The sequence below is a fragment of the Jannaschia formosa genome, assembly GCF_003340555.1.
Lineage (GTDB): Bacteria > Pseudomonadota > Alphaproteobacteria > Rhodobacterales > Rhodobacteraceae > Jannaschia > Jannaschia formosa.
Genome location: NZ_QPLJ01000002.1, coordinates 220,472 through 235,738, shown reverse-complemented (window position 1 = coordinate 235,738; position 15,267 = coordinate 220,472). Strand labels below are relative to the sequence as shown.

Annotated in this window: 15 protein-coding genes; 8 read left to right on the top strand and 7 right to left on the bottom strand. The window is 69.6% G+C overall.

The window, feature by feature from the left end; all coding sequences use genetic code 11:
* The first annotated feature begins 17 nt into the window (after positions 1-17).
* From hemA to ispG, 3 genes are all read left to right on the top strand, one after another.
* Positions 18-1,244, top strand: coding sequence for a 5-aminolevulinate synthase (gene hemA / locus DR046_RS04080; RefSeq protein ID WP_115380231.1), 1,227 nt, complete (start codon positions 18-20; stop codon positions 1,242-1,244).
* Positions 1,245-1,380: 136 nt separating this feature from the next.
* Positions 1,381-2,706: a helix-turn-helix domain-containing protein gene (locus tag DR046_RS04075; RefSeq protein ID WP_115380229.1), complete on the top strand. Its 1,326-nt coding sequence runs from the start codon at positions 1,381-1,383 to the stop codon at positions 2,704-2,706.
* Between the two features lie 60 nt (positions 2,707-2,766).
* Positions 2,767-3,900 (top strand): flavodoxin-dependent (E)-4-hydroxy-3-methylbut-2-enyl-diphosphate synthase, encoded by a 1,134-nt coding sequence (gene ispG, locus DR046_RS04070; RefSeq protein WP_115380227.1) that lies wholly within the window; start codon positions 2,767-2,769, stop codon positions 3,898-3,900.
* Positions 3,901-4,004: 104 nt separating this feature from the next.
* On the opposite strand, the gene DR046_RS04065 is transcribed toward ispG, so the two are convergent.
* Positions 4,005-4,766 (bottom strand): HpcH/HpaI aldolase family protein, encoded by a 762-nt coding sequence (locus DR046_RS04065; protein ID WP_115380225.1) that lies wholly within the window; start codon positions 4,764-4,766, stop codon positions 4,005-4,007.
* 277 nt (positions 4,767-5,043) lie between these two features.
* Positions 5,044-6,222, bottom strand: a complete 1,179-nt coding sequence (locus DR046_RS04060; protein WP_115380224.1) for an ROK family transcriptional regulator — start codon at positions 6,220-6,222, stop codon at positions 5,044-5,046.
* A gap of 138 nt (positions 6,223-6,360) precedes the next feature.
* Here DR046_RS04060 and DR046_RS04055 point away from each other — a divergent pair, with 138 nt between their 5' ends.
* The 4 genes from DR046_RS04055 (at position 6,361) to DR046_RS04040 (ending at position 10,033) form a co-directional block, all read left to right on the top strand.
* Positions 6,361-7,380 carry a sugar ABC transporter substrate-binding protein gene (locus DR046_RS04055; protein ID WP_115380222.1) on the top strand — a complete coding sequence of 340 codons (1,020 nt, stop codon included), beginning with the start codon at positions 6,361-6,363 and terminating at the stop codon, positions 7,378-7,380.
* Positions 7,381-7,576: 196 nt separating this feature from the next.
* The gene (locus DR046_RS04050; RefSeq protein WP_370815651.1) at positions 7,577-8,596 is read left to right on the top strand and encodes an ABC transporter permease; all 1,020 of its coding nucleotides are present in this window, start codon (positions 7,577-7,579) and stop codon (positions 8,594-8,596) included.
* Between the two features lie 85 nt (positions 8,597-8,681).
* On the top strand, positions 8,682-9,452 hold the full coding sequence (locus tag DR046_RS04045) for an ATP-binding cassette domain-containing protein (protein WP_115380218.1): 771 nt from the start codon (positions 8,682-8,684) through the stop codon (positions 9,450-9,452).
* On the top strand, positions 9,449-10,033 hold the full coding sequence (locus DR046_RS04040; RefSeq protein ID WP_115380216.1) for a nucleoside/nucleotide kinase family protein: 585 nt from the start codon (positions 9,449-9,451) through the stop codon (positions 10,031-10,033). The genes DR046_RS04045 and DR046_RS04040 overlap by 4 nt, the downstream gene beginning before the upstream one ends.
* A 60-nt stretch (positions 10,034-10,093) precedes the next feature.
* Here DR046_RS04040 and comE read toward each other — a convergent pair whose 3' ends face one another.
* The 4 genes from comE to hisD are packed head-to-tail and all read right to left on the bottom strand — an operon-like array spanning position 10,094 to position 13,423.
* Positions 10,094-10,648, bottom strand: coding sequence for a sulfopyruvate decarboxylase subunit beta (gene comE / locus DR046_RS04035; RefSeq protein WP_115380214.1), 555 nt, complete (start codon positions 10,646-10,648; stop codon positions 10,094-10,096).
* Complete coding sequence (comD, locus tag DR046_RS04030) at positions 10,645-11,151, bottom strand: sulfopyruvate decarboxylase subunit alpha (protein WP_115380212.1); 507 nt, start codon at positions 11,149-11,151, stop codon at positions 10,645-10,647. Before comD ends, comE begins: the two co-directional genes overlap by 4 nt.
* Positions 11,152-11,165: 14 nt before the next feature.
* On the bottom strand, positions 11,166-12,116 hold the full coding sequence (locus DR046_RS04025) for an alcohol dehydrogenase catalytic domain-containing protein (protein WP_115380210.1): 951 nt from the start codon (positions 12,114-12,116) through the stop codon (positions 11,166-11,168).
* Positions 12,117-12,118: 2 nt separating this feature from the next.
* Positions 12,119-13,423 (bottom strand): histidinol dehydrogenase, encoded by a 1,305-nt coding sequence (hisD, locus tag DR046_RS04020; protein WP_115380208.1) that lies wholly within the window; start codon positions 13,421-13,423, stop codon positions 12,119-12,121.
* Positions 13,424-13,550: 127 nt separating this feature from the next.
* Between hisD and DR046_RS04015 the strand changes: the two genes are divergently transcribed.
* The gene (locus DR046_RS04015; RefSeq protein WP_115380206.1) at positions 13,551-14,573 is read left to right on the top strand and encodes a LacI family DNA-binding transcriptional regulator; all 1,023 of its coding nucleotides are present in this window, start codon (positions 13,551-13,553) and stop codon (positions 14,571-14,573) included.
* Here the strand turns inward: DR046_RS04015 and DR046_RS04010 are convergent.
* The gene (locus DR046_RS04010) at positions 14,560-15,249 is read right to left on the bottom strand and encodes a DUF1223 domain-containing protein (protein WP_115380204.1); all 690 of its coding nucleotides are present in this window, start codon (positions 15,247-15,249) and stop codon (positions 14,560-14,562) included. The two genes, DR046_RS04015 and DR046_RS04010, sit on opposite strands and share 14 nt — an antisense overlap.
* Between the last annotated feature and the right edge of the window lie 18 nt (positions 15,250-15,267).

The window sequence follows — 15,267 nt, the reverse complement described above, 5'->3', positions numbered from 1 at the left end:
ACGGACGAGGACGTGGAATGACGAACTACGCGCAGGCGCTGGACGACGCGATCGAGGCGCTTCACAAGGAAGGCCGCTATCGCACCTTCATCGACATCGAGCGCCATCGCGGCCACTTCCCGCACGCCACCTGGAACAAGCCGGACGGCAGCACGCAGGACATCACCGTCTGGTGCGGCAACGACTACCTGGGCATGGGCCAGCATCCCGTCGTGCTCGCGGCGATGCACGACGCGCTGGACGGCGCCGGCGCCGGATCCGGCGGGACGCGCAACATCAGCGGGACGACGGTCTATCACAAGGCGCTGGAGGCGGAGCTGGCGGACCTCCACCGCAAGGAGGCCGCGCTGGTCTTCACCTCGGCCTACATCGCCAATGACGCGACGCTCTCGACCCTGCCGAAGCTGTTCCCCGGCCTCATCATCTATTCCGACGCGCTCAACCACGCCTCGATGATCGAGGGTGTGCGGCGGAACGGGGGTGCCAAGCGCATCTTCCGCCACAACGACACGGCCCACCTGCGTGAACTGCTGGAAGCGGACGATCCTGCCGCGCCGAAGCTCATCGCCTTCGAGAGCGTCTATTCGATGGACGGCGACTTCGGCCCGATCGAGGCGATCTGCGACCTGGCGCAGGAATTTGGCGCGCTGACCTATATCGACGAGGTCCATGCCGTCGGCATGTACGGCCCCCGCGGCGCCGGCGTGGCCGAGCGGGACGGGCTGATGGGCCGGATCGACATCATCAACGGCACACTGGCCAAGGCCTATGGCGTGATGGGCGGCTACGTCGCCGCTTCGGCGCGGATGTGCGACGCGATCCGCAGCTATGCGCCGGGCTTCATCTTCACGACCTCGCTGCCCCCGGCCGTAGCCGCCGGGGCCGCCGCCTCGGTCCGCCACCTGAAGGGCGACCGCGCCCTGCGCGAGCTGCATCAGGAGCGGGCGGCCGTGCTGAAGCTGCGGCTGCGCGGCCTGGGCCTGCCGATCATCGACCACGGCAGTCACATCGTGCCCGTCCATGTCGGCAACCCGGTCAAGTGCAAGATGCTGTCGGACCGCCTGCTGGCCGATCACGGTGTCTACGTCCAGCCAATCAACTTCCCCACCGTCCCGCGCGGGACCGAGCGGCTGCGCTTTACGCCCTCGCCTGTCCACACGCCGCCCATGATCGACGCACTGGTTCGCGCGATGGACGATCTGTGGTCCCATTGTGCGCTGAATCGTGCCCATGCGGCGGGCTGACAAGTCCCGTGCATTGTGACGGAAACGCTGCTACACTAGAGGCGGCAGTGGAACCTCGGGGACGGGACCGGGGTTCATCAACGGGACGGAATCGTGCCCACAGACGGCATGACCACAACCTTTGAGGGGCAGGCTGATGTTCGGCCGTAAAGCGAAGAACAGGACGAAGGTGGTCAGTCCGGAGAAGGGCTTCGACTCCTTCGATTTGCGTCTCGGCGACGAGATGCGAGGGGAGCGGGCGACGCTCGGCAAGTCCCTGATGGACGTCCAGCGCGAGCTTCGCATCAAGGCGAGCTACATCGCTGCCATCGAGAACGCCGATCTCGACGCCTTCGACAGCCAGTCCTTCGTCGCCGGCTACGTCCGCAGCTATGCGCGCTACCTCAACATGGACCCCGAGATCGTCTTCGCCCGCTTCTGCGAGGAATCGGGCTTCGGCGGCATCGGCTCGCTTCGCCCCATGGAATCCGCCCTGACGCGGCGTGACGGGCTCGGCGCCGCGCTGTCGGCGCCCCCTGCGGGCCGCGGCTCGCCGCTGCGCAAGGCGAAGACCGAGACGAAGCCGATTGACCCGCTGCTGGGCGCAGGCAACCCCTTCGCCAAGAAGGCCACCCCCGTCTTCGCCGGGTTCGAGCCCGGCGCGCTCGGCTCGCTCGCCGTGCTGGCGCTGCTCGTCGGCGGGCTCGGCTATGGCGGCTGGACCCTCGTGCAGGAGATCCAGCGCGTCCAGGTTGCCCCCGTAGAGGAGGAGCCGACCCTTCTGGCCGAACTCGACCCGCTCACGCCCGTCGCCCCCGCCAATGCGGCGCCCGAGGTGGCCGGGGTCGATATGCCCGCGACCGAGGCGCTGTCGCGGCTCTACCGTCCGCAGGCGCTCGACGCGCCGATCCTGACCGCCCGCGACCAGCCGATCTCGACCATCGATCCGGGCCTTCCGGAACGCGACCTCGCGGGAGCGCCAGCCGGCATGAGCGGTCCCGACGCCGCCCGTGCGGCGGTCCGCGCCAACGGCATTCAGGCCGGCGTCGACCTCGCCCTGGCCGAGGCCCTGGGCGAGCAGCCGGCCGAAGACGCCCCCGCCACGCCACAGGTCCTCGCCTCCGAGCCCGATGCCGTGGTGATCGTCGCGACGGCGACCGCGTGGGTCCGGGTGCGCACCGCCGACGGCTCGACGATCTTCGAACGGACGATGCAGGCCGGGGATACCTACGAGATCCCCGCCTCCGAAGGCGCCGTCAGCGTCCGCACCGGCAATACCGGCGCCACCTACTTCTCGGTGGCCGGCACGACCTACGGGCCGGTGGCTCCGGGCGCGGATGTGACGACGACACAGGTCGCCGCCGCCACCATCGGCGAGGATTTCCCGTCCGTCGACCCGAACGCCGACAGCGACATCAACCGGCTCGTCGCGGAGCTTGCGGTCGAGCCCGCCCTTCCCGGAGAGGCCGCGCCAGAGGAGTGAGCCGGTTGCGCCGCCCGGCCCCGCGTCCTACCTGAGAGCGAACCGGAAACGAGGCCGCCCATGTCCCTCCACGCCATCCGCCCCTGGCGCCAGATCGACCGTCGCAAGTCGCGCCAGATCATGGTCGGGAACGTCCCCGTCGGCGGAGACGCCCCGATCACCGTGCAGACGATGACGAACACGCTGACGACGAATGTCGCCGCCACCGTGGCCCAGGTCCAGGCCGCCGCCGATGCGGGGGCGGACATCGTCCGCGTCTCGGTCCCCGACGAGGCATCGTCGAAGGCCCTGAAGCAGATCGTGCGCGAAAGCCCGGTGCCGATCGTCGCGGACATTCATTTCCACTACAAGCGCGGGATCGAGGCCGCCGAGGCAGGCGCCGCCTGCCTTCGCATCAACCCCGGCAATATCGGCTCCGCCGACCGCGTGCGCGAGGTCATCAAGGCCGCCCGCGACCACGGCTGCTCGATCCGCATCGGCGTCAATGCGGGCAGCCTGGAAAAGCATCTGCTCGAAAAGTACGGCGAGCCCTGCCCCGAGGCGATGATCGAATCCGGTCTCGACCACATCCGCATCCTGCAGGACAACGACTTCCACGAGTTCAAGATCTCCTGCAAGGCCTCCGACGTCTTCCTCGCCGCCGCCGCCTACCAGGGCCTGGCCGAGGCGACCGACGCGCCGATCCATCTCGGCATCACCGAGGCGGGGGGCCTGACCTCCGGCACGATCAAGTCGGCCATCGGCCTCGGCAACCTGCTCTGGATGGGGATCGGCGACACGATCCGCGTCTCGCTCTCGGCCGACCCGGTCGAGGAGGTGAAAGTCGGCTACGAGATCCTCAAGTCGCTGGGCCTGCGCCATCGCGGCGTCAACGTCATCTCCTGCCCCTCCTGCGCGCGGCAGGGTTTCGACGTCATCAAGACCGTCGAGATCCTGGAAAAGCGTCTGGAGCATATCAAGACGCCGATGTCGCTCAGCATCATCGGATGCGTCGTGAACGGTCCGGGCGAGGCGCTGATGACCGATGTCGGCTTTACCGGCGGCGGCAACGGGCGCGGCATGGTCTATCTGGCCGGCGCAAGGAGCCATGCGATGGACAACGACCGGATGATCGACCACATCGTCGAACAGGTCGAGAGAAAGGCCGCCGAGATCGAGGCCGCCCAGGCCACCGAGGCGACCGCCGCCGAGTGACGACCCCCCGGGGCCGCCTCTTTCGATGCTCCGGAAATATGCCGGGGGGAGCCGAAGGCGGGGGGCAGAGCCCCCCTCCCCGCCCGACGCAGAGAGGACCGCTCTCAGTCCAGTCCGTGCACCGCCTCCGCCGTCGCACGTGCGCCCAGCAGCATGAAGGCGTGCTCCGAGGCGATGAAGAACATCGTCACGCCCAGTTCCCGCAGCGGCGCACAAGCGGCCGCGTTCGGCGCGAAGGTCATGAAGGCCTTGCCGTTGGCCCGCGCCGCCTTGCCGACCCGCTCCATCGCCGCACGCACGGGGGGTGCCGTGATGTCGGTGACACCGTAGCAGACCGACAGGTCGGCCGGGCCGACGAAGAGGCCGTCGATCCCCTCGGTCGCGGCGATCTCCTCGCAGGCCTCGACGCCCGCGGGCTCCTCGATCTGGGCGATCACGATGGTCTGGGCGTCCTGCGCCAGCACCTCGGCCATACCGCGGGTGGCGAAGCCCGCCCAGCGGGTCGATCCGGCATAGCCGCGCCCGCCCTCGCCGAAATGCGCCGCGCGCGCCACGGCCCGCGCCTTCTCGGCCGAATCGACATGCGGCACGACCACGCCCAGCGCCCCGCCGTCCAGCGCCTTCAGGATCTCCACCGGCGTGCCGGTCGGCACCCGGACCAGCGCGGGCAGGCCCAGTGCCCGGGCCACCGCGAGGCAGACATCCATCCGCCCGTGGTCGAAGGGCGCATGCTCCGCGTCGAGGCAGAGGAAATCGAGCCCGGACACCGCCAGCACCTCCACCAGCTCGTGCGCGGGCGTCTTGAAGAAGGTGCCCGCCATCACCTCCCCGCCCATCATCCTTGTCCTGAAACTCGCATCGGCCATCTTGGTCCCCCCGGCTGGCGCGCATACGACCCGGCCGCAAGTGCCGGGTCAAGCGGCCGTTGCATAGCTATCCACTTCGCCCGCGCGTGCCGCCCTGCGGAGCTCGCCGGCGGCGCGGCCTTGGTGAAGCTGTCAGGTCTCTACCGTCTCTGCGATGCGCCCTACGAGGCGGCGGCGGCGCATGTGGCGGCGCTGGTCCGAGCCAATCTCGGAAGCTGCCTCTGGGGCTCCGACTGGCCGCATGTCCTGCTGGCCGGGGCTAGGCGGCAGGATGCCATCACAGGACCGACAGGTAGCGCGCGGCCAGGGGCGCCCAGGCGGCGCCCACGGCGCGGGCGGTCTCTCCGACCCGGCCCTCGACCACGGCGGGCACGACGAGGCCGCGCATGTCGAGATCCGGCAGCACCTCGCGGACCCGCGCGACCAGCCGGGCGCGCACGGCGGGCGGCACGGCGCCGTCGACCACGACCGCCTCGAAATCGATCACCGCGCAGGCCGAGACCATCGCCCGGGCGATCGCCTCTCCGGTCCCGGCGATCCAGGGGGCGAGCTGCGCCTCGAACGTCGACCAGTCCCGCGACCCGGTCCAGAGCTGGCTCGGGTCGCCCCCGGCCTCGGTGATCGCGTTTTCCAGCAGGTACAGCGACGCCGTCTCGACCAGCGGTGCGGCGCGGCCGTCCGGGGTGCGGCTCTGCATGGCGCCGAAGGCTCCGGCGTTGCGGTGCGGACCGTCGAACACCGAGCCGCCCAGCGCCACTCCCCCGCCGATGAACGACCCGACATAGAGATAGGCCCAGTCGGTAAAGCCCGGTCCCCGGCCCAGCATCGCCTCGGCGCGGCAGGCGGCGGTGGCGTCGTTGACGACGACCGCCTCCAACCCCGTGCGGGCCGCGACCTCGGCGCCGGGGTCGAGGTCGCGCCAGGCGTCCAGGCCCTTGGGCGGCGCGCCGATCTCGTGCTCCCACCGCCAGAGCTCGAACGGCAGGGCGAGGCCGAGGCCGCAGAGCCTGTCCTGCGCCGTGCGGGGCAGCCCGGCGACCAGCCGGGCCAGCGCGGTCTCGAGGAAGCCGAACACGACATCGGGCAGCGGATAGCGATAGGCCGTCTGCACCTGCCCGCGGACGCCGCCCTGCAGGTCCATCAGTACCAGGTCGGCCGAGCGGCGCCCGATCTTCAGCCCGACCGAGAAGGCGCCGTCGGGCGCCAGTTCCATCGGGACCGAGGGCTTGCCGACCCGGCCCCGCTGCGGTGCGCCGCGCGCGACCAGCCCGTCCGCTTCGAGCCCCCTGAGGATGACCGAGACGGTCTGTGCCGACAGACCGGTGAGGCGCGCAAGCTCCGCCCCCGGCGCCGCGCCGAGCCGCGACAGCGCCGTCAACAGCAGCCGTTCGTTATGGTCCCGCTGGTCCCTGCGCGCGAGCGCGGGACCCATCATGGAATCACCCTGGTCGGGCATGTCGGCCTCCGTCGCCGCCAGCCTACGGGGGCGCATTAATAAATCAATCTGATTTATGAATTGACGGAGCGACAGACTCGCGCCATGGTCGTTGCGGAGACGGTCGCCACGGCCGTCGGACTGGGAGGAAGACAAAAAATGAAGAAGCTACTCGCTGGAACCGCGCTCGCGCTGACCGCCACCACCGGCGCGGCCTTTGCCGACGCGCATGGCACGACCGCCTGCCTGATCACCAAGACGGACACCAACCCGTTCTTCGTGAAGATGAAGGAAGGCGCCACCGCGAAGGCCGAAGAGCTGGGCATCACGCTCAAGACCTTTGCCGGCCAGGTCGACGGCGATCACGAGACCCAGGTCGCCGCCATCGAGACCTGCATCCTCGACGGCGCGAGCGGGATCCTGATCACCGCCTCGGACACCTCGTCCATCGTGCCCGCCGTGCAGCAGGCGCGGGACGCGGGCATCCTGGTGATCGCGCTCGACACCCCGCTGGAGCCGATCGACGCCGCCGACATGACCTTCGCGACCGACAACTACGTCGCCGGCCAGCTGATCGGCCAATGGGCCCGCGCCGCCATGGGCGACGAGGCCGAGAACGCCAAGATCGCGACGCTCGACCTGGCCGTCAGCCAGCCGACGGTGGACGTGCTGCGCAACCAGGGCTTCCTCGACGGCTTCGGCATCGACCTGAACGATCCGAACGTCATCGGCGACGAGACCGACCCGCGCATCGTCGGCTCGGACGTGACGCAGGGCAACGAGGAAGGCGGCCGCCGCGCGATGGAGAACCTGCTGGCGCAGGATCCCGAGATCAACGTGGTCCACACCATCAACGAGCCCGCCGCCGCCGGCGCCTTTGAGGCGCTGCGCGCCATCGGGCGCGAGAACGACGTGCTGATCGTCTCGGTCGACGGCGGCTGCCCCGGCGTCCAGAACGTGGCCGATGGCGTGATCGGCGCGACCTCGCAGCAGTATCCCCTGCTGATGGCGTCGAAGGGCATCGAGGCGATCGCCCAGTATGCCCAGGACCGCACCCTGCCCGCCCCGACCGAGGGCAAGAACTTCTTCGACACGGGCGTGGCCCTCGTCACCGACCAGCCGGTCGAGGGCGTCGAGAGCATCTCGGTCGAAGAAGGCAAGGAGCTGTGCTGGGGGTGAAGTCCCGAACCCGGCTTCGCCGGGCGGACCCTCCGGGGGAGGGTCCGGGGAGTTCACGGGCGGAGCCCCGGGCCTGAAGCGGGCGTCTGCTCCGACCTGAACCATCCGGGCGCGCGACCCTCGCGCGCCCTCCATCGCGGCCTGGGGAGGCGCCGACGTGACTCAATCCGACAGCTACGAGACCGCGATCAACCGCGTGGACAAGGTCGCCGAGTTCGAGCGCCGCAAACGCGGCTTCGTCGGCACCCTTCAACATCTTTTGCACGTCAACCCGGCGCTGGTGCCGCTGATCGTGCTGGTGGCCTCCATCGTCGTCTTCGGCCTGCTGCTCGGGTCGCGCTTCTTCAGCCCCTTCGCCCTGACGCTGATCCTGCAGCAGGTGCAGATCGTCGGCATCGTCGCGGCGGCGCAATCGCTGGTCATCCTGACCGCGGGCATCGATCTGAGCGTCGGCGCCATTGCCGTCATCTCTTCGGTCATCATGGGCCAGTTCACCTTCCGCTACGGCCTGCCCCCCGAGATCGCGGTCGCCTGCGGGCTTCTGTTCGGGACCGCCATCGGCTGCGTCAACGGCTGGCTGGTCGCGGTGATGAAGCTGCCACCCTTCATCGTGACGCTGGGCATGTGGCAGATCGTTCTGGCCGCGAACTTCCTCTATTCCGCCAACGAGACGATACGAAGCCAGGACATCCAGGCCGAGGCGCCGCTGCTGCAATTGCTCGGCGCCAAATTCGAGATCGGCGGCGCGGTCTTCACCGTCGGCGTGATCTTCATGGTCCTGCTGGTGGTCGGGCTGGCCTTCGTGCTGCGGCACACCGCCTGGGGGCGCCACGTCTATGCCGTGGGCGACGACCCGGAGGCGGCGCAGCTCTCGGGCGTGAACGTGCGCGCGACGCTGATCTCGGTCTACGCGCTGGCCGGCCTGATCTGCGCCTTCGCCGGCTGGGCGCTGATCGGCCGGATCGGCTCGGTCTCGCCGACCTCGGGCCAGCTTCTGAACATCGAGAGCATCACCGCCGTCGTGATCGGAGGCATCTCGCTCTTCGGCGGGCGCGGCTCGATCCTCGGCACCTTCTTCGGGGCGCTGATCGTGGGCGTGTTCACGCTGGGCCTGCGCCTTCTGGGGGCGGACGCGCAGTGGACCTACCTGCTGATCGGCGTGCTCATCATCGCGGCCGTCGCGGTCGACCAGTGGATCAGGAAGGTCTCGGCATGACGCATCTCCTCCGTTGCGCGAACTCGCCCGGTGCAAGCGTGACAGCGAAGCTGCACGGGGACCAGTGGATCAGGAAGGTGGCGGCATGACCCGGCAACCCATTCTCAGCGCGACAAACCTGGTCAAGCGCTACGGCCGGGTGACCGCCCTCGACCATTGCGACTTCGAGCTCTTCCCGGGCGAGATCCTCGCGGTGATCGGCGACAACGGCGCGGGCAAGTCGAGCCTCATCAAGGCCATCTCCGGCGCGGTGCAACCCGACGAGGGCGAGGTCTTCCTCGAGGGGAAGAAGGTGGACTTCCAGTCACCGATGGACGCCCGCGCGGCGGGGATCGAGACGGTCTACCAGACCCTCGCCATGTCCCCGGCGCTCTCGATCACCGACAACATGTTCATGGGCCGCGAGATCCGGAAACCCGGCTGGCGCGGCAAGTACCTGCGGATGCTCGATCGCTCCGCCATGGAGAAATTCGCCCGCCAGAAGCTGAGCGACCTCGGGCTGATGACGATCCAGAACATCAACCAGGCGGTCGAGACCCTGTCCGGCGGCCAGCGCCAGGGCGTGGCCGTGGCCCGCGCGGCGGCCTTCGGGTCGAAGGTCATCATCCTGGACGAGCCGACGGCGGCGCTGGGCGTCAAGGAGAGCCGCCGGGTGCTGGAGCTGATCCTCGACGTGAGGGCGCGGGGCATCCCGATCATCCTGATCTCCCACAACATGCCCCATGTCTTCGAGGTCGCCGACCGCATCCATGTCCACCGCCTGGGCAAGCGGCTGACGGTGCTCGATCCGAAGGAGCACACGATGTCCGACGCGGTCGCCTACATGACCGGCGCGAAGGAGCCGGTGGCCGCGTGAACCTCGACGCCCTGCTGGCCCGGATCGAGGCCCATCCCGGCGACCGCGTCGTCGTCGCGTTGGCCGGGCCGCCCGCCTCGGGCAAGTCGACCCTGGCCGAAACACTGGCGGAGCGGACGGGCGGCGCCGTCCTGCCGATGGACGGCTTCCATCTCGACGACCGCATCCTCGGCCCCCGCGGCCTGCTGCCCCGCAAGGGCGCGCCCGAGACCTTCGACCTGGGCGGCTTCGCGCGCACGGTCGCCGCGCTGCGCCGGGGCGAGGACGTCTACCACCCCATCTTTGACCGCTCCCGCGAGATCGCCATCGCGGGGGCCGGGCATGTCCCGGCCGCCACGCGCGTCGTCGTGGTCGAGGGCAACTGGCTGCTGCTCGACGCCCCCGGCTGGCGCGACATCGCATGGGACGTCACGGCCCGGCTGGAGGTGCCGGATGCGGAACTGCGCGCCCGGCTGGAGGAACGCTGGGCCGGACTGACGCCCGAGGCGCGGGCGGCGAAGATCGACGGCAACGACATGCCGAACGCGCGCCTCGTCCGCGAGGGGTCGCGCACGCCCGACATCCTGTTGCGCAAGGGATAGGCTGGGGGCGCCGCCGGTCGACCGGCGGCGGGCCTGCGGTCGACCGCAGGCCCGCCCGGCTCAGGCCTTCACCGCCTCCATGAAGCGGTGCCGGATCACCACCGGGTCCATCGTGATGACCGGCATCTTTGCGTTGCCGCTGTCGCATTTCACCACGATGACGTGCATCTGCTTCGAGTCGATCGCCTTCTGCAGCACCTCGCCGGTGTCGATGTCCTTGCACTCGATCACGTTCTCGCAGCCGCAGGCCTTCGCGACGCCCGCGAGAGACGTCTTCTTGCCCGTATAGGTCGGCTGGTCTCCGGTGGACCCGTAGGACCCGTTGTCGATGATCATCAGGATGTAGTTGTCGGCCACGTTGTTCGCGATGGTCGGCAGCGTGCCCATGTTGGTCAGGATCGAGCCGTCGCCGTCGATCACGATCACCGTCTTCGGCTGCGCCAGCGCCAGCCCGAGGCCGATGGACGAGGCCAGCCCCATGGTGCCCAGCATGTAGAAGTTCGTCGGCTGGTCGTCGATGGCGTGCAGCTCCTGCGACGGGATGCCGATGTTGCAGACGACGAGCTGGTCGCGGAGGATCGGGGCGATCTCCTTCAGGATTTCGGAACGGATCATTGGTCGCCGTAGCCTCCCCAGAAATTGGCGTCGGTCAGGATGGCGACCGGCTTGTTGGACATGAAGGTATATTTCAGGATGTTGTCGAACTCTTCCACGTCCTTCTGCCAGTGGAAGTGGTAGGTCGGGATGTGCATCTGCGCGAGCAGCGCCTTGGTGTGCACGGCCATCTCGACCTGGCAGGCAACCGGCTCCCGCAACTCTCCGCGGTAGGAGATGATCATCGGCAGCGGCATCCGGTAGAACTGGATCAGCGTGGCGAGCGTGTTGATCGTCACGCCCAGCGCGGTGTTCTGCATGATGATCGCAGGCCGCTTGCCGCCCATCCACGCCCCGGCGCAGAGACCCATGCCCTCGTCCTCCTTGTTGGAGGGGACGTGCATGACCTCGGGGCGGGTGTCGATCTCGGCGATCACGCCGGCGAGCTGCTTGCAGGGGACGGTAGTCACGAACGAGATGTCGTTCGCGATCAGGTCGTCGCAGATCCTCTTGTCGATATCCAAGACGGGGGCTCCTTTCAGGGGACGAGCAATATCTTCGGGGCCGCGACGCGGCCCGCACGGACGTCGGCGAAGGCGCGGGCGCCATCGGCCAGCGGACGCTCCTCCACCCAGTCGAGCGGGCCGAGCGTTCCGGCGAACATGGCGGCGCAGGTGTCGCGGAAGTCCCGCGCCGTGTAGGTATAGATGCCCAGAAAGGCGATCTGCTGCAACGTGATACGCCGCAGGTCCAGCCCGCCCTGCCCGCCGCCCAGCCCGATATGGACGATGGCGCCGCCGGGCCGCACCGCGGCCGAGGCGGCGGCGCGGGTCGCGTCATAGCCGACGGCGTCGACCACGATGTCGAAGGCGCCGTGCGGGGCCTCGGCGACCGCCTCGACATGACGCCCCAGATAGGCGCGGCGCGTGTCATTCGGCTCGACCACGACGACCTCGCCCACGCCCTGCGCCGACAGGCACAGCGCGGCGCCGAGCCCGATGGCTCCGCCGCCCAGCACCAGCGCCCGGTCGGCCACGCCGGCCGCCGCGATGCCGCTGCGCGCACCATTCCAGCCGCAGGCAATGGGCTCCGCCAGAGCGGCCTGGGCGTCGGTCACGTGGTCGGGCACGTCGACCAGGTTGCGCTCCGGCATGGCCACGGCGCCCGCGAAGGCCCCTTCGCGCGGCGGCATGGAGATGATCTGGCGGCGCGCACAAAGGTTCGTCTCGCCCCGCAGGCAGACGGCGCAGTCCATGCAGGTCACGAGCGGGTTGACCGTAACCCGCCGCGCCCCGACCGCCCCGGCGGCCTCGTGGCCCAGGATCAGAGGCGCGGGGCGCCGGTCGTCATGGCCGAGAAAGGCATGCATGTCCGAGCCGCAGATGCCGACCCGCGCGATGCGGACGACCTCCTCCCCGGGCGCGGGCACCGGCTCCGGGACGTCCCGCAGCTCCAGCGTCTCGGCGCCGGTATAGACGAGCGCCTCCACGCTCAGCCTTCGGCGCTCAGGTCGAAGTTCTCGCCGGGGAAATACTTGGCGAGCCGGATGTCCGCCGTCCGGGCATGGCCCTCCATCCCCTCCAGCCGGCTGATCCGCGCGGTGGCCAGCGCCACGTCCCGGGACCCCTCGCGCGTCGCGCGCTGCCAAGTCACAACCTTCATGTACTTGTGGACCGACAAGCCGCCCGTATAGGTCGCCGCGCGCGAGGTCGGCAGGACGTGGTTCGTCCCCGAGGCCTTGTCGCCGAAGGCCACCGTCGTCTCCTCTCCGAGGAACAGCGAGCCGTAGCAGGTCAGCCGGCCCAGCCACCAGTCGAGATCGGCGGCCTGCACCGTCAGGTGCTCGGGCGCGTATTCGTCCGAGGTGGCGGCCATCTCCTCGCGATCCGCGCAGAGGATCACTTCGGCATAGTCGCGCCAGGCGGCAGTGGCGTTCTCGCGGTTCACCTCGGGCAGCTCGGCGATCAGCTGGGGGACCCGCGCCATCACTGTTTCGGCCAGCGCGCGGTCGTCGGTGACCAGCCAGACCGGCGAGTTGTAGCCATGCTCCGCCTGCCCCACGAGGTCGGCGGCCACGATCTCCGCATCCGCCGTGCTGTCGGCGAGGATCAGCGAATCGGTGGGGCCTGCGATCATGTCGATCCCGACCCGGCCGTAGAGGATGCGCTTCGCCTCCGCCACGAACTGGTTGCCCGGACCGACGAGGATATTGGCCTTCGGCAACCCGTGCAGCCCGAAGGCCATCGAGGCCACGCCCTGCACCCCGCCCATGGCGAGGATCGCGTCGGCGCCGCAGATCTTCGCCGCATAGACGATGGCCGGGGCGATCCCGTCCGCCCGCGGTGGGGAGCAGGCGGTGATATGGGTGCAGCCGGCGACCTTGGCCGTCGTCACCGTCATGATCGCGCTCGCGACATGGCTGTAGCGCCCGCCCGGCACGTAGCAGCCGGCGGCGGCGACCGGCATCACCTTCTGGCCGGCGATCAGGCCCGGGACGACCTCGGTCTCGACATCGGTCATGGTGGATTTCTGAAGCTCGGCGAAGCGCTTGACGTTCGCGTGGCTGAACCGGATGTCCGCCTTCAGCTTCTCGGGAACCCGGGCGCAGGCGGCCTCGATCCCGGCCTCGTCCAGAAGGACCGCACCGTCATACTTGTCGAACTTCGCCGCGTATTCCAGCGCCTTGGCATCGCCGCCCTGCTCGATGTCGTCGAGGATGGCCTGCACCGTGGCGGACACGTCGGCCGCGTCGCTGCGCGCCGTCTTCGTTGCCTTCTTCAGATACTCGCGCGCCATGGCCGTCACTCCCCCTTCGTGCCTGATCGCTGTGTAAGCGCTCTCATCGCGTCATGCAAGCGCTTACATGCGAGGCGCGTTCCTGTTATCCTCGGCGCCAGCCCCAGCGAGACGGACCGGCCCGCAGATGACCAGGACACCGACTTTGGCCGATGTCGCCCACCGCGCGGGCGTCTCGACCGCGACCGTCTCGCGCTGCGTGAACGCGCCCGCCCGCGTCCAGCCCGAGACGCGGGAGCGGATCGAGGCCGCGATTCGCGATCTCGGCTATTCTCCGAACTTTGGTGCCCGCGCGCTGGCGGCCAGGCGAACCGACACGATCGGCGCCATCATCCCCACGCTCGACAATTCCGTGTTCGCCCGGGGGCTTCAGGCCTTCCAGACGGCTCTGGTCGAGCATGGGATGACGCTGCTGCTCGCCTCCTCCTCCTACCGTCCCGACCTGGAGGAGGCGCAGATCCGCACCCTCGTGGCGCGGGGCGCCGACGGGCTGCTGCTGATCGGGCATGAGCGGGACCCGGCGCTCTACGACTTCCTTGCGCTGCACCGGGTGCCGGTGCTGGTTGCCTGGGTCCACGACCCTGCCGCGCCCCGGCCCTCGGTCGGCTTCGACAACAAGGCGGCGATGGAGGCGATGACCTCGGCCGTGCTCGACCGCGGCCATGTCCGGCTGGCGACGATCTCCGGCCATACCCGCTTCAATGACCGCACCCGCGACCGCGTGGCGGGGGTGCGTGCCGCGATGGCGGCGCGGGGCCTGGACCCGGCCGCGCTGGCCGTGGTCGAGACACCCTACGGGATCGAGACCGGCGCGCAGGCGATGGCCGAGTTGATGGCGCGAGACCCGCGCCCGACGGCGGTGATCTGCGGCAACGATCTTCTGGGGATGGGAGCGCTGCGCCAGGCCCGGGCGATGGGGCTGCGCGTGCCCGGCGACGTCTCGATCACCGGCTTCGACGATATGGAACTCTCGACCGTGGCCGACCCGCCGCTCGCCACGGTCGCCATCCCGCATGCGCGGATGGGCACGACGGCGGCTGCCATGCTGACCGGAATGGTGCGCGACGGGACAAGGCCCGACAGCGTCGCCCTGCCCTGCGAGATCCTGCTCAGGGCCTCGCTCGGCCCCGCGCCGCTCAGTCCAGCCTGACGGCGCCCAGAACCGGACCGGGCTTCCCGTCGACCAGCTTCTGCGCCAGCACCACGCTCGAATGGCCCGGCTCCGGCTCGGGCACGGCGAAGCTGGTGGTCTCGCCCGACCAGTCGCTCATCACCTCCCAGCCGACGACGACGTTGTGGTAGGTCATCGTGCGGCCCGCGTTCTCGCCGCGCATGATCTTGACCTGCGCCTCGGGCAGCACGGTCACCAGCACCAGTTGCCCGCCGCCTTCGACCTCCATCGCCATGACCTTTCGGCCTTCGGCGCCCGAGGCCGCCCTCAGCACGTCGTCGGTGACGCCGCGATGCGCTTCCACCAGCTGCGCGAGTTCCATGCCCGAAGGTCCCGCGACCTGGTCGATCCCGCCCACGACGAATTGCGGCGTGTAGACGACGCTCGACCCGGCAGCAGAAGCATAGGCCCGCTGCCGCGCCGAGAACAGCGCATGGCCGAAGGTGTCCTCCCAGCCGATCCAGTCCCAGTAATCGACATGCAGCGACAGCGCGATCACGCCCTCCTGCTCCGCAAGCTCGCCCAGCATCTCGTCCGCGGGCGGGCAGGAGGAGCATCCCTGCGAGGTGAAGAGCTCGACCACGACCGGATCGGCGGCAGCGGACAGGGGAAGCAGGGCGGCGAGAGCGGCAGTGGCAAGGCGCATCAGGATCATGTCCGGCAATCGGGTCAG